General features: G+C 72.9%; 15 protein-coding genes. 7 read left to right on the top strand and 8 right to left on the bottom strand.

Annotated features, from left to right (window positions below; genetic code table 11):
- Nucleotides 1–88: 88 nt before the first annotated feature.
- From LOK46_RS03385 to ilvA, 4 genes are all read left to right on the top strand, one after another.
- Nucleotides 89–1,579, top strand: a complete 1,491-nt coding sequence (locus LOK46_RS03385) for an argininosuccinate lyase (protein WP_273562482.1) — start codon at nucleotides 89–91, stop codon at nucleotides 1,577–1,579.
- Nucleotides 1,580–1,689: 110 nt separating this feature from the next.
- Nucleotides 1,690–2,748 (top strand): AbrB family transcriptional regulator, encoded by a 1,059-nt coding sequence (locus LOK46_RS03380; RefSeq protein WP_273562481.1) that lies wholly within the window; start codon nucleotides 1,690–1,692, stop codon nucleotides 2,746–2,748.
- Entirely contained in the window at nucleotides 2,745–3,092 is a 348-nt protein-coding gene (locus LOK46_RS03375) for a diacylglycerol kinase (RefSeq protein ID WP_012317635.1), read from the top strand. Before LOK46_RS03380 ends, LOK46_RS03375 begins: the two co-directional genes overlap by 4 nt.
- Before the next feature lie 90 nt (nucleotides 3,093–3,182).
- Nucleotides 3,183–4,712, top strand: a complete 1,530-nt coding sequence (gene ilvA, locus LOK46_RS03370) for a threonine ammonia-lyase, biosynthetic (RefSeq protein WP_273562480.1) — start codon at nucleotides 3,183–3,185, stop codon at nucleotides 4,710–4,712.
- Nucleotides 4,713–4,746: 34 nt separating this feature from the next.
- Here ilvA and LOK46_RS03365 read toward each other — a convergent pair whose 3' ends face one another.
- The 3 genes from LOK46_RS03365 to LOK46_RS03355 form a co-directional block, all read right to left on the bottom strand.
- Entirely contained in the window at nucleotides 4,747–5,406 is a 660-nt protein-coding gene (locus LOK46_RS03365; RefSeq protein WP_273562479.1) for an MgtC/SapB family protein, read from the bottom strand.
- Nucleotides 5,407–5,488: 82 nt separating this feature from the next.
- Nucleotides 5,489–6,427, bottom strand: a complete 939-nt coding sequence (locus LOK46_RS03360; protein ID WP_273562478.1) for an EcsC family protein — start codon at nucleotides 6,425–6,427, stop codon at nucleotides 5,489–5,491.
- Nucleotides 6,428–6,452: 25 nt separating this feature from the next.
- The gene (locus tag LOK46_RS03355) at nucleotides 6,453–7,838 is read right to left on the bottom strand and encodes an AmpG family muropeptide MFS transporter (RefSeq protein ID WP_273562477.1); all 1,386 of its coding nucleotides are present in this window, start codon (nucleotides 7,836–7,838) and stop codon (nucleotides 6,453–6,455) included.
- Between the two features lie 275 nt (nucleotides 7,839–8,113).
- Here LOK46_RS03355 and LOK46_RS03350 point away from each other — a divergent pair, with 275 nt between their 5' ends.
- Nucleotides 8,114–9,118 (top strand): histidine kinase dimerization/phosphoacceptor domain -containing protein, encoded by a 1,005-nt coding sequence (locus LOK46_RS03350; protein WP_273564527.1) that lies wholly within the window; start codon nucleotides 8,114–8,116, stop codon nucleotides 9,116–9,118.
- 57 nt (nucleotides 9,119–9,175) lie between these two features.
- Nucleotides 9,176–9,613 carry a response regulator gene (locus LOK46_RS03345; RefSeq protein ID WP_273562476.1) on the top strand — a complete coding sequence of 146 codons (438 nt, stop codon included), beginning with the start codon at nucleotides 9,176–9,178 and terminating at the stop codon, nucleotides 9,611–9,613.
- Between the two features lie 344 nt (nucleotides 9,614–9,957).
- Here the strand turns inward: LOK46_RS03345 and mutS are convergent, their stop codons facing one another.
- The 5 genes from mutS to LOK46_RS03320 form a co-directional block, all read right to left on the bottom strand.
- Nucleotides 9,958–12,675, bottom strand: a complete 2,718-nt coding sequence (gene mutS / locus LOK46_RS03340) for a DNA mismatch repair protein MutS (RefSeq protein ID WP_273562475.1) — start codon at nucleotides 12,673–12,675, stop codon at nucleotides 9,958–9,960.
- 143 nt (nucleotides 12,676–12,818) lie between these two features.
- Complete coding sequence (locus tag LOK46_RS03335; RefSeq protein ID WP_273562474.1) at nucleotides 12,819–13,127, bottom strand: hypothetical protein; 309 nt, start codon at nucleotides 13,125–13,127, stop codon at nucleotides 12,819–12,821.
- A 250-nt stretch (nucleotides 13,128–13,377) separates the two neighbouring features.
- A complete protein-coding gene (locus tag LOK46_RS03330) occupies nucleotides 13,378–14,235 on the bottom strand; it encodes an alpha/beta fold hydrolase (RefSeq protein ID WP_273562473.1) in 858 nt (285 codons plus the stop codon).
- A 68-nt stretch (nucleotides 14,236–14,303) separates the two neighbouring features.
- Complete coding sequence (locus LOK46_RS03325; protein WP_273562472.1) at nucleotides 14,304–14,507, bottom strand: hypothetical protein; 204 nt, start codon at nucleotides 14,505–14,507, stop codon at nucleotides 14,304–14,306.
- A gap of 101 nt (nucleotides 14,508–14,608) precedes the next feature.
- A complete protein-coding gene (locus LOK46_RS03320; RefSeq protein ID WP_273562471.1) occupies nucleotides 14,609–16,342 on the bottom strand; it encodes a patatin-like phospholipase family protein in 1,734 nt (577 codons plus the stop codon).
- Nucleotides 16,343–16,552: 210 nt separating this feature from the next.
- Here LOK46_RS03320 and LOK46_RS03315 point away from each other — a divergent pair, with 210 nt between their 5' ends.
- Nucleotides 16,553–17,302: an SDR family oxidoreductase gene (locus LOK46_RS03315; RefSeq protein ID WP_273562470.1), complete on the top strand. Its 750-nt coding sequence runs from the start codon at nucleotides 16,553–16,555 to the stop codon at nucleotides 17,300–17,302.
- Nucleotides 17,303–17,668: the final 366 nt, after the last annotated feature.

Below are 17,668 nucleotides of genomic sequence, written 5' to 3'. Positions count from 1 at the left end.
CCGCCGGGGACGCCCACCTTGAGCGGTTGTGAATAGAAAGGCGGACCGCAACAGGTCTATCAGGGCCGTGACGACAGGGAGCGGCTCGATGCGGCGCACGATGGTCTGGGTCGCACTGGCGCTGCTGGTGCCCGCGGGGGCACGCGCCGAGCCGAAGGACAGCTTCGCCCGGATCGACCAGATCGACCGTGCCTCCCTGGTGATGACGGTCGAGACCGGCATCGTGCCGCGGGCGCTCGGCGCGACCGTCGCCCGCGCCCTCGATCAGGTCGCCGCCGACGCCGCCAAGCCGGGCGCGGAGCGGCCGGACGACTACCTGCGGATCGAGCCGCTGATCACCGCCATCGCGGGCGCCGACGCCACCCGGATGCATTCCGGGCGCAGCCGCCAGGACATCATTCCGACCGTGCTGAAGCTCGAGCAGCGCGACCGTCTCCTGAACCTCGCCGAGGCCCTCGACGAGACCCGGGCGGCCCTGCTGGCGGTGGCCGAGCGCGAGGCCGACACGATCGTTCCGGCCTACACCAACGGGGTCCAGGCCCAGCCGACGACGCTCGGCCACGTCTACCTGGGCTACGCGGCCGTCCTCGCCCGCGACGCCGACCGCCTCCGGGAGAGCTGGGCGCGGCTGAACCTGTCGCCCCTGGGCGCGGCCGCCCTGGGCACGTCGAGCTTCCCGGTGGACCGCGAGAGGCTGGCGGCGCTGCTCGGCTTCGACGCGCCGGTGGAGAACAGCTACGACGCCGGTCAGCTCGCGCCGATGGACATGGGGCTCGAGCTGACCGGGCTCGCGGCGAACCTCGCCACCACGGCCGGCAGCTTCGCGCAGGACCTCTACGCGCAGTATCACCAGACCCGGCCCTGGATCCTGCTGCGGGAGGGCGCGCTCACCGGCCCGAGCAGCATCATGCCGCAGAAGCGCAACCCGGTCGCGCTCTACAGCCTGCGCATGAAGGCCAGCGACGTCGTGGGGGCCGCGCAGGCCTTCGTCATCATGGCGCACAACGTCGATTCCGGCATGCCGGACTACAAGCGCAACCAGGCCGAGCCGCCCGGGCGCACCCTGGCCGAGGCCGCCGAGATGTGCCGGCGCTGGACGCGCGTCCTCGACGGGCTGGTCGTGGACCGGGCGCGCGCCGCCGACGAGGTCGCGGCGGACTATTCCACCACCACCGAGCTCGCCGACACGCTCCAGCGCGAGGCCGACGTGCCGTTCCGGCTCGGCCACCACTTCGCGTCCGAGCTCGTGAGCTACGGCCGCAGCCACGACCTGCGCCCGGCCGACCTGCCCTTCCCGGAGGTGCGGCGCATCTACGCCGAGGCCGCGGCCGCGTCGGGGCTGAAGCCGGACCTGCCCCTCGACGAGGCCCGCTTCCGGGCGGCGCTGTCGGCCCGCGGCATGATCGACGCCGCGAAGGGGCTCGGCGGCCCGCAGCCCGCGGAGGTCCGGCGGATGCTGGGCGCCGCGCAGGCGCGGCTGCGGACCGACCGCGACTGGCTCGACGCCCGCCGCAAGGGCCTGGCCGAGGCCCGGGCGCGCCTCGACGCCGCCTTCGCGGCCCTGACGCGCGAGCCCTGACTTCGACGCGGGGGCGCCGTGCCGAAACGCTGCCGTGACAGGGCCAATATTGCGGTATAGCGCGCGCCTGACGCCTGCCGGCTGAAGCGGGCCTCTCCCGATCGGTCGCCTTGCCCCCTCTCCGCACCCTCGGCCTCTGGGCCGCCCTCGCCGCCGCGTCCGCGGCCGTGTCGTACGGCCTGATGCAGGCGCAGTTCCCGGCCGCGCTGCTGCTCGGGCCGATGATCGCGGCCATCGCCTTCGGCGTCGGCGGCTCGCGCCTGCGCGTCCCGCGGGCCGCCTTCCAGGCCTCGCAGGCGGCGATCGGCTGCCTGGTCGCGCACGCCGTCACCGGGCAGATCGCCCAGACCCTGCTGGAGGATGGGCCGCTCATCGTCGCGGTCGTGCTGGTCACCGTCGCGGTCAGCGGCCTCGTCGGCTGGATCCTGACCCGCCTGCGCGTGCTCCCCGGCACCACCGCGGCCTGGGGCTCGTCCCCCGGCGGCGCCTCCGCCATGGTCGCGATGGCCGAGGATTTCGGCGCCGACCCGCGCCTCGTCGCCTTCATGCAGTACGTGCGCGTCGCCGCCGTGGTGTTCTCGGCCTCGCTGGCCGCCCGCTTCCTGATGGAGACGCCGGTCCCGGGGGCGTCGGCCGGCGTCGGCGAGGTCACCGGCCCGCTCTCGCTGCTCGCGACGCTCGCGGTCGCTGTCGTGGGCGCGGGCGCGGCGCTCGCCCTGCGGGTCCCGGCCGGCGCGCAGATCGGGCCGATGGTGCTGGGCAGCCTGCTCCACGCCACCGGTCTCGTGCGCATGGCGCTGCCGGTGCCGCTCCTCGAACTCGCCTACGCCTGCATCGGCATCTACGTGGGCCTGCGCTTCACCCGGGAGACGCTGCGCCTGACCTTCACCGCCCTGCCGGGCATCCTGGCGGCGACCTTCTCGGTCATCGCCCTCTGCGCGGCCTGGGGCTGGGGACTGACCCTCCTGCTGCCCATCGACCTGCTGACCGCGGTGCTCGCCACCAGTCCCGGCGGCCTCGACTCGGTGGCAATCATCGCGGTCGGCTCGAAGGCGGACGTCTCCTTCGTGCTGGCCGTCCAGACCCTGCGCCTGTTCGTGGTGCTGCTCACCGGCCCGCTGCTCGCCAAGTGGATCAGCCGGTCCGTGCCGGAGGCCGCCATCCGATGAACGCCCTGGTCCTCGCCTTCCTCAATTCCTGGCGCGGCCTGCGCCACGGCGCCCGCACCGAGCGGGCCGTGCGCCAGGAACTGGTGCTCCTGGCGCTGGGAATCCCGGTCGCGCTGTTCCTCGGCGCGACGCTGTGGGTGCGCGTCGCCCTGATGGTCAGCCTCCTGCTGATGCTGGCCGCGGAGTTCCTGAACACCGCCGTCGAGAAGCTCTGCGACCACGTCCATCCGGGTCACCACCCGATGATCGGGACCGTGAAGGACCTCGCCTCCGCCGGCACCTTCATGGCGCAGATGGCGGCGCTGCTGGTCTGGGTGGCGGCGCTGGTGGAACGTCTCGGCTGACCTGCCGCGCGCGGGGTGCGCTCGCATCCGCGGACCGGAGGGTCTATCTGGCCGGCATCGCCCCCCGCGCATCGGCCGAGACCCCACACCGTGACGGACTACATCCGCAAGATCCTCACCGCCCGCGTCTACGACGTCGCGATCGAGAGCCCCCTCGACCCGATGCCGCGCCTGACGCAGCGGCTCGGCCGGCCGGTCCTGCTCAAGCGCGAGGATCTCCAGCCGGTCTTCTCGTTCAAGCTGCGCGGCGCCTACAACAAGATGTCGGGCCTGCACCCCGACCAGATCGCCCGCGGTGTCGTCTGCGCCTCGGCGGGCAACCACGCGCAGGGCGTCGCGCTGGCGGCCGCCAAGCTCGGCGCGCGGGCCGTGATCGTGATGCCGCGCACCACCCCCTCCATAAAGGTCGATGCCTGCCGGGCCCGCGGCGCCGAGGTCGTGCTGCACGGCGACGCCTTCGACGAGGCGCTGGCGCAGGCCAAGATCCTCGAGGCCGAGCAGGGCCTGACCTTCCTGCACCCCTTCGACGATCCGGACGTGATCGCCGGCCAAGGCACCATCGGCAAGGAGATCCTGGAGCAGCACACCGGCCCGATCGAGGCGATCTTCGTGCCGGTGGGCGGCGGCGGGCTGGCCGCCGGGATCGCCACCTTCGTGAAGTACCTGCGGCCCGGCACCAAGGTGATCGGTGTCGAGCCCGAGGACGCCGCCTGCATGGCCGCGGCGCTCGCGGCCGACACCCGGGTCAGCCTGCCCAGCGTCGGCCTGTTCGCCGACGGCGTCGCCGTGCGGCAGGCCGGCGAGGAGACCTTCCGGCTCTGCCGCGAGCACCTCGACGAGGTGATCACCGTGGACACCGACGCCATGTGCGCCGCGGTCAAGGACATCTTCGACGACACCCGCGCGGTGTCCGAGCCCTCCGGGGCGCTGAGCCTCGCCGGCGCCAAGCTCTACGCCGAGCGCGAGGGCGGCGACGGCACGCTGATCGCCATCTCGTCGGGGGCGAACCTGAACTTCGACCGCCTGCGCCACATCGCCGAGCGCGCCGAGATCGGTGAGCAGCGCGAGGTCCTGATCGGCGTGACCATCCCGGAACGTCCGGGCGCCTACCGGGCCTTCATCCAGGCGCTCGGCCCGCGCGCCGTCACCGAGTTCAACTACCGCCACGCCCCGGGCTCCGAGGCGCAGATCTTCGTGGGCATCAACGTCGGCGGCGGCAAGCGCGAGAAGCAGGAGTTGATCGGCTCTCTGCGCGAGGCCGGCTACCGCGTCCTCGACATGAGCGACAACGAGATGGCCAAGGTCCACGTCCGCTACATGGTCGGCGGCCGGGCCGTCGGGGTGGCGCACGAGCGCCTGTTCCGCTTCCAGTTCCCGGAGCGGCCGGGCGCGCTGATGAAGTTCCTGGAGGCGCTGGGCCCGGACTTCGACATCACGCTGTTCCACTACCGCAACCACGGTGCCGATTACGGCCGGGTGCTCGCCGGGATCGCGGTGCCGCCGGCCGAGCGCGCCCGGTTCGACGCCGTCATCGAGGCGCTCGGCTACCCGGCCACCGACGAGACCGAGAACCCGGCCTACCGCCTGTTCCTCGACGGCGAGGGCGCCGGAACGCTCTGAGCGCCGGCGGCGGCTCGCCCCGCGTCACATCCCGTCAGCTCTCCGCCACGTCGACGGAGGTGACGTCCGGCATCGCCCGCAGCTTCGCCGCGATCGTCTCGAAACTCGTCCGCGACAGGCGCACGAAGGTGACGGTGACCTCGTCGTGGTCGGGGTCGGGCCCCGGATGGACCGTGAAGGTCCGGACGCGCGAGGCGCGCTCGCCGGTCGCCGCCTGGAGGGTATCGATCGACATGGTGCCCCGACGGGCGGTCAGCCGCAGCGTCTGGGCGCGCATCCGGTCGCGCCAGCGCTCCTCGAAGGGCTTCACGCCGGCCAGGATGCCGACGATGAGCGCCGTCGCGGCCAGGGCCGGAACGTAGAGGCCGCTGCCGATCGCCAGCCCGATCGCCGCCACGCCCCACAGGCTCGCGGCCGTGGTGAGCCCCTTCACCACCTCGCCCCGCAGCAGGATCGTCCCCGCGCCGAGGAAGCCGATGCCGGAGACCACCTGCGCGGCGATCCGGGACGGGTCGAGGACGACGTGCTCGGCGCCCAGCACGTCCGCGAAGCCGAAGGCCGAGACCAGCATGATCAGGCAGGAGCCGACGCAGACCAGCATGTGGGTCCGCAGGCCGGCCGCCCAGAGCAGGCGCTCGCGTTCGAGGCCGACCACGCTGCCGAACAGGGCCGCCAGCGCCAGCCGGGCCACCATCTCGCCGTTGCCGATCAGAGCCGCCTCCGTGCCTCCGCCCCGTGCGGATGGCGCGGATCCTTGCGGCTTTACCGCGGGCGGATCAAGCGATCCCCAGCGCCGCCTTCTCGACCTCGTAGGCGGCCCGCACGGCGGCGGCCCCGTAGGCCCGCTCCAGGCGCCGCACGGTGAAATGCGCCCGCGCGGTCGTCTGGAAATGGTTCATGAAGGCGGTGTTGACCGCCGCGCCGCCGAAGGCGCCGAGGATCGGCACCGCCTGGGCGGCGACCTTCTGGGAGACCACCAGACCGAAGCGCGCCGCGATCTGGGCGGTGAAGCGGATCAGCGCCGGCGCCGACTGGTCGAGGAGCGTCTTGCTCCCGGCGTAGCGGGCCGCCTCGGAGAGCGTCTTGGCCAGGGCGGCCCGGACCGCGAAGTAGCCGCTCTCGGTGAGCGCCGAGCCCGCCTCGGTCTCGGCCATGGCCCGGCCGCCGAGGGCGAAGACCTGCACGCAGGCGAGCGCGCCTTCGGGAGTCTCCAGATCCTCCCCCTCCTCCCGGGCGATCTCGGCGATCGAGCGCAGCATCAGCGTGGTCGAGACCGGCAGCTCGACTGCCACCGTGGCGAGCCCGAACGCGCCGCCGACCGCGCCCGAGAGCGCCGCCATCGCCTTGTGCTTGGCGTCGCCCGAGCCGAGCAGCCGGGCGAGACGACCCTCGGCTTTCGCGGCGACGGCGCCGAGACCCTCACCCTCGGCCGGGACGAGATCCTTGCGCGGCAGCGTCGCCAGGGCGACGCGCAGCGCCCCCCGCATGGCCACCTCGGTGCTGCGGCTGACCGCCTCGGTGACCGGGGCCGGCAGCGACCGGCCGATCATGTCGAGGGGCGCGCCGGCCGCCGCGGAGAGCCGCGCCGCGAGGCTCGGTCGCTCCAGCACCTCCACGGCACGGCGCAGGGCGGCGAGGTCCGCGTCGCTCAGCACCGTCTCGGGCGTCTCCGCCGGCAGCGTCTCGCCGGCGAGGGTGAGGTCGCTCGTGCTCATCCGTCGATCCCTGGATCTGTCCCGCTTACGCGGCCCCGGGGGCGCGCGCCGTGGTAGGAAGTTCGGCCCCCGGGATGCGGTTCCCCGGCTCCTGGGCGTCGCGCGCCGGGGCCGCGGCCTCCGCCCGACCGCTCCGCCGGCCGACCGCGAGGCAGAGCACCAGGACGGGGATTCCCACGAGGGAGGTCATGACGAAGAAGGCCGGGTAGCCGATCGCCGCGACCACGAAGCCCGACGAGCCCGCGATCAGCTTGCCCGGCAGCGCGTAGAGCGAGGAGAACAGCGCGTACTGCGTCGCCGCGTAGGCCGGGCTGGTCAGGCTCGACATGTAGGCGATCAGCACGATCCCCGCGAAGGAGCCGCAGAAATTCTCGATCGAGATGGCCACCGTCAGGCGCCAGATCTCGGGCGCGCCGGCCGCCAGCCACGCGAAGGCGAGGTGCGAGGCGGCGGCCAGGAAGGCGCCCAGCAGCAGCGTCGGGAACAGGCCGAGCCGGGCCAGCGCCCAGCCGCCCGCGAAGCCGCCCGCGATGCCGACCCAGATGCCGTAGAGCTTGGTGACGGTGGCGATCTCCTTCAGGTCGAAGCCCAGCGTCCGGTAGAGCGGACTCGCCATCACGCCGGATAGAAAGTCGGGCAGCCGGAACAGCGCAACGAGCAGGAGGATGCCCCAGAGCGCGCCGCCGAACCGGCCGTGCAGCTCGGTCAGCGGCTCCAGGATAGCGCGGCGCATCGACCAGAACCGGGACCGGCCGGGCGTCTCGGCCCGGGCCGCGCGCGGCGTGTCGAAGGCCGGGGCCAAAAGGGCGGCGATCATCCCGACCAGCATGAGCGCGGCCATGATCAGGTAGGCGAGCGTCCAGCCCCCCGCCGAGGCGATGAACAGCGCGCCCGCGCCGGCGGTGATCAGGCCGAGGCGGTAGCCGAGGTTCGAGGTCGCCGCCAGGATGCCCTGGAAGTCGCTGCCGGCAGCGTCGATGCGCCAGCCGTCGATCACGACGTCCTGGCTGGCCGCGCAGAACGCCACCAGGAAGGCCCCGAGGCCCAGGAGCGCGAGGTTCGTCTTCGGGTCCGAGAAGGCCATCAGGATCAGGCAGAGGGCGACCGCGGCCTGCGTCGTCACCATCCAGGCGCGGCGGCGCCCGAGCCGGGCGCTCAGCACCGGCACGTTCAGCCGGTCGATCGCCGGGGCCCAGAGAAACTTCAGCGAGTAGGGCAGCGCGACGTAGCTGAACAGGCCGATCGCCCGCACGTCGATGTCCGAGAAGGCGAGGCGGAGCGTGAAGGTCCCCAGCACCAGGAGCAGCGGCAGGCCGGACGAGAATCCGAGCGCCAGCATGAGCACGATCCGCGGGTCCTCGACGATGTCGCGGAGCCGGAAGCGACGCATCGCCTGTGGCTGGTTCGCCATGGCATGGAACTCCTGAGCCTTCGTGGCCTTGATCCCGCGAAATCGTGGCAGCCTTACGCCGCACCTGTCTTCGCTGGATCGTGCTGTCTTGCGCCCCAATCTTGGTAGAAGCTTGCTTAACGCGGTGTCCACGTCCCGCGATCGGAGCGCGCTGGTGGCGCCGCCGGACGAACGGGGCCACCGCCTGACTGTGGAATGATGCGTTGAGTGCCCGATCTGAGACCGGTCCGCCCCTCGCGACGCTCGTCGACGCGTTCGCGTCCAGCCCCTCGCCGATGGTCATCACCGACGCCCGCGCCCCCGACAACCCGATCGCCTGGGCGAACGACGCGTTCCTGAGCGCCACCGGCTACGCCGCCGACGAGATCGTCGGGCGCAACTGCCGCATGCTGCAGGGGCCGGCCACGGACCAGTCGACGGTGCAGCGCATCCGCTCGGCCGTCGAGTCCGCCGAGCCGATCTCGGTTGAGCTGCTCAACTACCGCAAGGACGGGTCGTCGTTTTGGAACGCGATGACCATCACCCCGGTGCGCGACGCCGAGGGGCTCGCCTACTTCTACGCCGCCCAGGCCGACATGACCCACATCCACCAGATGGAAGTGGCGATGCGCGGCACCAACGACCAGCTGGAGCGCCTCGTCGCGGCGCGGACCCAGGACCTGACTTCGGCGCTGGAGCAGAAGACCGCCCTGCTGCACGAGGTCGATCACCGGGTGAAGAACAACCTTCAGGTGATCTCCTCGCTGATGCTCCTGAAGGCCCGGCGCACGCCCGAGGGCGAGGCGCGGGACGCGCTCCAGGGCATGGCGGAGCGGATCGGCGCCCTCTCGACGGCGCACCGGATGCTCTACTCCGAGGGCGACTGTACGCACTTCAACCTCGGCGACTTCGCGGCCGAGTTCCTGGCCGACATGAATGCCGGCCTGGACCCGGAGCGGCGCCGGGTGGAGGCCGATGTCGAGCCGATCGCGGTGGCCGCCGCGATGGCGGCACCCCTCGCGCTGATGATCCACGAACTGACGGCCAACGCCCTGCGCCACGCCTTCCCGGACGAGCGGGAGGGACGGGTTTCGATCGTCGCCCGCCGCACCGATGGCGGGATGCACATGACGATCCGCGACGACGGCGTCGGCGTCGCGGCGGCGGCGCCGAACCCGGCCGGGTTCGGGCGCAATCTCGTGGAGATGGTGGTCCGGCAGATGCGCGGGACCATCGCCTGGGCGGATGCCGGTCCGGGCACGACCGTCGAGATCGACATCCCGCTCCAGCAGCTGGCTTGAGAAATCGACGTGGAGGCATCAAGCTCGTCGGCCGCCGGGCCGGAGGACGAAGAGCGCATGGGGACCGGGAACGCCGCCGCGGACGCCGCGCTCCGCATCCTCGTGGTGGAGGACGAGGCCCTGATCGCCCTCGAGCTCGAATGCCTGCTGGACGATCTCGGGCACATCACGGTCGGCGTCGCCGGCAACGCCACGGAGGCCATCGCGATGGGCCGGTCCACGGCGCCCGACGTCGCCCTCGTGGACATCCACCTCGTCGACGGCCCGACCGGGATCGACGTGGCCCGGGCGCTGTCGGCCGACCGGCGCACCACGGTGGTGTTCATGACCGCCAACGCCAAGCGCATCCCGGCCGATTTCGCCGGCGCGATTGGCGTGATCGCCAAGCCCTATTCCGAGCGCGTCGTGGCCAGCACCCTCGACTACGTGGCCGATCGCCGGGCCGGCCGGGACGGGCCCGCCTGCCCGGACGGGTTCTCGCCCGCGCCGGGATGATTTCTCGGAGTCCGCAACTCGCCCGCCCCCGCAGAAGGGCTATGGATCACACAGGTTCGATGTCTCGGACGGCTCGTCTGCCCGCTCGGAGGGTCGCAGGTCCCCTCTCCCGCGCGGGAGAGGGACAGGGTGAGGGGGCGGATCTGTCCGGACGCGGCACGCCGTGAACGTGCGTCGATGGCGTGCCCTATTCAGAGCGTTCTCGTCCCTCACCCCAACCCTCTCCCGCACGGGAGAGGGAGCCTGTCGCGCTGCGCCATCACCTGCCTGCCTGAAACCGGTAGAGCCCGTCGCCTCCAGAGCGCGCGAGACGCGGCGGAGTCCGAGCCCCCGAAATCCGAGCCTCACCCCCGCCCCGCCCGCTCGCGCTTCAGCCGGTAGAGCGCGTCCAGCGCCTCCCGCGGGGTCAGCGCGTCCGGGTCGATGGCGTCGAGCAGCGCGCCCAGCGGATCCTCCGGCGGCGGCTCCGGCGGTGGCGGGGGAGCAAGGGCTGCGAAGAGCGGCAGGTCGTCGATCCTGGCACGGGCCGGGCGGCCGCGCTCGGCCTTCTCCAGGCTCTTGAGGATCGCCCCGGCCCGGGTCACGACCCCGGCGGGCAGGCCGGCGAGCCGTGCCACCTGCAGCCCGTAGCTGCGCTCGGCGACCCCCGGCACGACCTCGTGCAGGAACACGACGCCGTCCCGGTGCTCGGCCACCTTCAGGGTCGCGTTCTCGAGCCGTGCCAGCCGGTCGCCGAGGGCGGTCAGCTCGTGGAAGTGCGTGGCGAAGAGCGCCCGGCAGGCATTCACCTCGTGGAGGTGCTCCAGGCAGGCCCAGGCGATCGACAGGCCGTCGAAGGTCGCGGTGCCGCGGCCGATCTCGTCCAGGATCACCAGGGAGCGCCGGGTCGCCTGATTGAGGATCGCCGCCGTCTCGACCATCTCGACCATGAAGGTCGACTGTCCCCGGGCGAGGTCGTCGGCGGCGCCGACGCGGGAGAACAGCCGGTCGACCCGGCCGATCCGCGCCTCCGCGGCCGGGACGAACGCGCCCATCTGGGCGAGCACCGCGATCAGCGCGTTCTGGCGCAGGAAGGTCGATTTGCCGCCCATGTTGGGGCCGGTGATCAGGCGGATCCGGCCGCGCGTATCGCCGGACAGGTCGCAATCGTTGGCGATGAACGGCTCGCCGGCCCGGCGCAGGGCCGCCTCGACCACCGGGTGGCGGCCGCCGACCACGACGAAGCTGAGGGACTCGTCGACCACGGGACGCCGCCAGTCGAGTTCGACCGCGAGCTCCGCGTGGCTCGCCGCCACGTCGAGCCCGGCCAGCGCCTCGGCCACCTCGGCGATGGGCTCGGCCTGGGCGAGCACGCGGGCCGCGAGGTCGTCGAAGACGGCGGCTTCCAGGGCCAGTGCCCGGTCGGAGGCACCCGAGATCTTCGACTCCAGCTCGCCCAGCTCGACGCTGGTGAAGCGCATCGCGTCCACCATGGTCTGGCGGTGGACGAACTCGCTCTGGAGCCCCTTCAGGCAGGCCTCGCCGACGGATTGCGGGACCTCGATGAAATAGCCCAGCAGGTTGTTGTGCTTGATCCGCAGAGTCCGGCAGCCGGTCTGCTCGGCGTAGCGCGCCTGCAGGGCCGCGATCACCTTGCGGGAATCCTGGCCGAGGGTCCGCGCCTCGTCGATCTCCGGGTGGTAGCCCGCGCGCACGAAGCCGCCGTCGCGCCGGCTCAGGGGCAGCTCGTCGGCCAGCGCCACCGCCAGGGTCGCGATCAGCTCCGGGTCGGCCTCGGCCAGGTGCTCGGCCAGCCGGGCGAGATCCACCGGGAGGCCGGGAACGCCGGCGAGGCGGGCGCCGAGATCCGCCGCCACCGCGAGGCCTTCGCGGATGGCCGCGAGGTCGCGCGGACCCGCACGGCCGAGTCCGGTCCGCGAGAGCGCCCGCGCGAGGTCGGGGGCCCGGGCCAGGGCGTCGCGCAGGCCGCCGCGCAGGCGCGCGTCGTCCACCAGATACGCCACCGCCGCGTGCCGCCGGGCGATGGCGTCGAGGTGGGTGAGCGGGCCCGCGAGCTGCTCGGCGAGCAGCCGCGCCCCGTTCGCCGTCACGGTCCGGTCGATCGTGGCGAGGAGGCTCCCGGCGCGCTCCCCCGACAGGGTGCGAGTCAGTTCGAGGTTGGCCCGCGTCGCCGCGTCGATCGCCAGGGTCGCGCCGCCATCCTCGCGGGTCGGAACGGCCAGGGGCGGACGGGCCGCGAGCTGCGTGCGGGCGATGTAGAGCAGCGCCGCGCCGGCCGCCGCGATCTCGGCCCGGGTGAACTGGCCGAACCCGTCCAGGGTCGAGACACCGTACTGCTCGCGCAGGCGCCGCTCGGCGGCGGCGGGCTCGAGCTCGGCCTGCGCCAGCGGCACGACGGCGGCGCGGCTGTCCTGCCAGATCCGCGCGAGCGCCGGATCGGCGTGGATCGCCTCCGACAGGACGATCTCCCGCGGGTCGTGCCGGGCGATGGCGCCGGACAGGTCGCCGCCCGCGACCTCGCTCAGGGAGAAGCGGCCGGTGGAGATGTCCACCGCGGCGAGGCCGTAGGCGACCGCCCCCTCCCCGGTCTTCCGGCGTCCGATGGCGAGGAGGAGGTTGGCGCGGGCCGGGTCGAGGAGCCGGTCTTCGGTGATCGTGCCGGGGGTGACGAGCCGCACGACCTCGCGGCGGACCACGGATTTCGGCCCGCGCTTCTTGGCCTCGGCCGGATCCTCGGTCTGCTCGCACACGGCCACCCGATGGCCGAGGGCGATGAGGCGGTTGAGGTAGTCGTCGGACCGCTCGACCGGCACGCCGCACATCGGGATCTCGCTGCCCGCGTGCTTGCCGCGCTTCGTCAGCACGATGCCGAGCGCGCGGGACGCGATCTCCGCGTCCTCGAAGAACAGCTCGTAGAAGTCGCCCATCCGGTAGAACAGGAGGCAATCCGGATTGGCGGCCTTGATCTCGATGTACTGCGCCATCATCGGCGTCGCGCCGGCCGGGTCCAGGCCGGGCGGGAGCGTCGTGTCGGTGGCGGGGCGGACGGCGGTTCGGGCCATGCCGCCTCTTAGCAGAGCCATGCGGGCGAATCAGGCCGCGCGAACCGACGCGCCTGGGGAGAAGGCGCATCGGCGGTGGATACGGTGCCGGAGGGCGAGCCTCGACCCGGCGCGTCGCCGCGCGGGCCGGGGCGTGGCCGACCTCAGTAGCGCGGGCCGTTCGTGGTGCCACCTAGGTTCTGCTGGTAGCCGCGCAACGCGGGGTTCTTCGCGTTGGGGTTGCCGTGGCGCATCGTGTTCATGCGCCGCATGCGCCGCTCGTGACGGGTGGTGTGGTGGCGATGCATCCGGTGATGATGCATGCGGTGGTGGCGGTGCATCACCACGTTCTCGACCATGTCGGATCCGGTCAGGCCGGATTGCGGCATCGCCGGGGCGGCCTGCGACGCGGCGGTGCCGGCAAGCAGGCCGCCGAAGACCACGCCGGCGGTCAGAAGAGTACGAAAAGACATCGTGGAACAGCTCCGATCAGCATTTATGAGCCACCACGTAAGAAACTGACGCTCGTGATGTTCCGGATGTGAGAGTGAAAAATATTACCGAGCTCTCGGAAGACGCGTGGATTAGCGATGCGCCCCGCGCGTGCCGGGCAGACCCGACGTCGAGACTGTCGGAGCCGATCTGTGTCTTGAATTCCTTTCTGCAACTTGTCCGCGTAGAGCGGGCTCGGTGGCCGGCCTGAAACCGCGGGCGCTCGGCGGCTCAGCGCAGGAACTCGCGGAGCTCGGCGTTGACCGCCTCGGGTTCCTCGTGGGTGAGCCAGTGGCTGGCCTCCTCGTACCAGCGGATCCGGCCGGCGTCGCAGAACGCGAGGCTCGCCTCCGCCAAGCCGGGTTGCAGCGCGGTGTCCCGCCGCCCCCAGAGGATCAGCACCGGCACGCGCACCCGCGGCGGCCGCGCCCGGGGCAGCTGCACCAGGGCCCGGTACCAGTTCAGCATGCCGGTCATCGCGCCGGGCTGGAGCCACGCCGCGACGTAATGGTCGAGATCGGCCTCCGCGAAGGCGCCCGGGCGGCTGGAGGTCGTCAGCGCGCGCCGCAGGGCCCGGCCGCGATCCGCCGTGAGCAGCCGCTCGGGCAGGCGCGGTAGCTGGAAGAGGGCCACGTAGGTGCTGCGCAGCCACTGGCCCGGATGGTGCCGCATGTAGGCGCCGACGACGGCCGGATGCGGCGCGTTGAGGATCGCCAGCCGGTCGATCCGCTCGGGGTAGCGGCTCGCCACCCACCAGGCGACGAGACCGCCCCAGTCGTGGCCGACCAGCCGCACCGTCGGAGCGTCGTAGGCGTCGGCCAGCGCGAGGACGTCGCCGGCCAGCCGGTCCAGGTGGTAGGCGGCGATCCCCGCCGGCTTGTCGCTGAGGCCGTAACCGCGCTGGTCCGGCGCGATGATCCGCAGCCCCACCTCGGCGAGGGCCCAGATCTGGTGGCGCCAGCCGTACCAGGATTCCGGGAAGCCGTGCAGCAGGATGGTCGGCGGACCCGTCTCGGGGCCCGCCTCGGCCACGTGCAGACCGACCTCCGGCAGGGCGATCCGGCGAAACCTTACTCCCGCGACGGTCATCCTCGCGCGCTCCGTCATGCCCGGCTTCCCCCGCGGCGGGAACGCGCGCGCCCGCCGGTCCGATCCGCTCAGAAGCCGAGCGTGGCGCCGTCGCCGGCTTCCGGGGCGAGCTGGTCGCGCAGGCGTTCCGGCGCGGTCCGCGTCCAGAGGCACAGCAGCACGAAGGCGGCGCCCTGCAGGAGGGATTGCGGTGCGGAATGGTCCGCCGCGGTCCGTTGAGCCCGCGCGGAACCGCGCACGGTGCCGGTCAGGGGCGTGGCAAGGTGGGTCATGGCTCCGGTCTCCGAACGACGTCTTGCAGCGGAGATCGTTGCCGGACGCCCCGGGTTACAGGGCCACGGGCGCCGCGCGTGCGCCCCCGCACGCGGACATCTCAGCGCACCGGGTCCAGCCAGCGCGCGAGGGTGCCGGTCGCGATGCCCGCGCGGGTTTCCCGGTAGCCGAGCTCCGCCGATTCCCGGAAGCGCGACCACGCCCGCAGGTCGATGCCGGAGAGCTGCGGCTTGAGCACGGCGGTCGCGTGGGCCGCCGCCATCAGGCTCTGCGCGTCGCTCGACACGGTGGCGGCGCGCAGCAGCAGCGGTGCCAGTCCCGGCATCGCCAGCGGCGAGCCGATCAGCTTGCGCATGAGCCGGCCGCTCCAGCCGCGCCGCGGCATGTCCTGGAATGCCCGGTCGGTCCCGACATCGACGGCCAGGACCGGGCCGCGCTCCAGCCCGGCGGCGACGTCGGCTGGGAGGTTGTTCATCATGCCGCCGTCGACCAGCACGCCCTCGTCGCAGAGCACCGGCGGCAGGAGGCCGGGGATCGCGATGCTGGCGCGCAGGGCCTTCGGCAGGTCGCCCGAGCGGTGCACCATGGTGTCGCCCGTCGTCAGGTTGGACGAGACGCAGAAGAACGGCAGCCAGAGATCCTCGATGCGGACGCCGCCGTAGCGCGCGGCGAGGCCGGCATCGACCTTGGCGCCGCGGGTTAGCGCGTGCAACGGCAGCGTGTAGTCGTTGATCGGGTTGCTGGTGGCGAAGAACGCCTCGATCTGGGCCTGGATCTCCGCGACGCTCCAGCCCATGGCGAGGCTCGCCGCGATGATCGCCCCCATGCTGGTGCCGCCCACGAAGTCGGGCGCGCAGGAGACCTCGTCGAGGGCCTTGAGCACCCCGAGATGGGCGAGCCCCCGCGCGCCCCCGCCGCCGAGGACGAGGCCGCGCGCCGACCCGCTGGCGAGCCGCGCGAGGCGATGCAGGTCCCCCCGCTCGCCGTCCCGGACCTGGATGCGCAGCGCCGCGGGCAGCGCGGCGACCTCCGGATGGAGGGCCTTCGGGCGCCGGGCCGCGGGATCCTGGCGCACGACGAGATCCATGCGGATCCAGTCGGAGCGCACCCGGTCGAGATAGGCGGTCGCGCCCGGCCGCGGCGGCGCGCCGGGCTCGGCCAGGAGCAGGACGTGGTCGCCCCGCCGCTGGCTCTGCCGGCACCAGGGGCAGTCGATGTCGTGCGCCGCGAAGATCGTGCGCGCGTGGTCGCCCTCGAAGGCCTGGAACCACGCCTCGTCGGCGCCCTCCGGCCAGTCGGTGAGGCAGCCGGTCTTTCCGGGCAGCAGGGCGTCGAAGGCGGAGGCGAGCTGCCGCGCCACCCGCGCCGGATCGGGCCCCTCGGTCACGGCCAGGATCGTGAAGATCCGCGGCGCGTGGTGGACCGAGTGGCCGTCGTAGATCGCCCGCAGGCGGTCGGCGAGCATCCGGGCGAAGTAGAGGAGCGTGTGCGGGTGCTCGGCAATCACCGCCTCGAAGGCGTCGCGGGTGAGTTGCAGGAGGTGCGAATCGCGCAGCGCCATGACGGTCGCCGCCCGCGGGGCGTCCGACAGCAGGGCCATCTCGCCGAAGGTCTCGGGCGGCCGCAGGCGCGCGATCCGGGTCGGCCGCCCGGCATGGTCGCGGGCCGAGACGCCGACCGCGCCGGAGACCAGCGTGTACAGCGCGTCCCCGGTCTCGCCCTGCTCGAACAGGGTCCGGCCGCCCGGCACCGCCACCGGCACCATCCGGGCCCGCACGGCCGCGACCGCCGGCGCGTCGAGCCCGGCGAGGAACGGGATCTCGGGTGCGCTCACGCCGGAACCGCCGCGTCGATCGTCCCGCGCAGGCCTGCCGACGAACCCTGCCCCATCGTTCCGTTCCCGTCCCCGTGTCTTTGAACCACCATAGCGCATGGCGGCCGCCGGTACGCCCCGTGACCGCGGCCCGCATCTGAAACGCCGACGCCTTCGCGCGGCGGCGGCCATCCGCTACAGGCGGTGCAACACCGGAACCGGGAGGAACGCATGTCGGGGCTTGAGCGGATCGCGATCGTGACCGGGGCCGGGACGGGTGTCGGCAAGGCCGCCGCCCTGGCGCTCGCCGACGCCGGATGGCGCGTCGTCCTCTCGGGGCGGCGTCAGGCCCCCCTCGACGAGGTCGCGGCGCAGATCGGTCACGGGGCCCTGGCGGTCCCCACCGACGTGACCGATCCCGACTCGATCGCCGCCCTGTTCGCGCGCACGAAGGCGGAGTTCGGCCGGCTCGACCTGCTGTTCAACAATGCCGGGATCGGCGCTCCGGCGGTCCCCCTGGAGGACCTGCCCCTCGAGACCTGGCGGCAGGTGGTCGATACCAACCTGACGGCCCTGTTCCTGTGCACGCAGCACGCCTTCCGGATCATGCGCGACCAGGATCCCCGCGGCGGCCGGATCATCAACAACGGCTCGATCTCGGCCCACGCGCCCCGCCCGAACTCCATCGCCTACACGGCGACCAAGCACGCCGTGACCGGGCTGACCAGGGCGACCTCCCTCGACGGGCGGGCCTACGACATCGCCTGCGGCCAGATCGACATCGGCAACGCCGACACGCCCATGGGCGGGAAGATGAAGGCCGGCGTGCCGCAGGCCGACGGGTCCCTGCGGGCCGAGGCGGTGATGGATCCGGACCATGTCGGTCAGGCCGTGCTCTCCATGGCGAGCCTGCCGCTGGAGGCCAACGTGCAGTTCATGACCATCATGGCCACCAAGATGCCGTTCGTCGGCCGCGGCTGAACCGCCCCGGTCTCCGGGCCCGCGCGGCGACGCCGCGCTGAACGGGCCCGGCGGTGCGGACACGCGATCCGGCCTGCCCCGATGCGATCGAGCGGAAAGGTCATCGCCGCCGCGCCGATCGGACAGCCGCGCGCCGCGGCGGACGCGACTCCATCGCACCAACAGGCGATCGAACCCGGGCCTGAATCCGCGGCGCGCTCCACTCGCGCCCGAGGCCGCGCTTCGCGACAGCGCCCCGCGCCAGCCGATTGACGGCCCGGTATATAACTCATACAAATCAAGCGCCCGAGCTTAGCGGGGTGCGGACTCGGCCCTCGAAGCGGCTGCCGGCGGCGCCTGAATCGCGCCGCCGCCCGCCGACTCGGC

The sequence above is a fragment of the Methylobacterium sp. NMS14P genome (assembly GCF_028583545.1).
In the GTDB taxonomy this organism is placed as follows: domain Bacteria; phylum Pseudomonadota; class Alphaproteobacteria; order Rhizobiales; family Beijerinckiaceae; genus Methylobacterium.
This window is presented reverse-complemented; position numbering and strand designations above follow the sequence as displayed.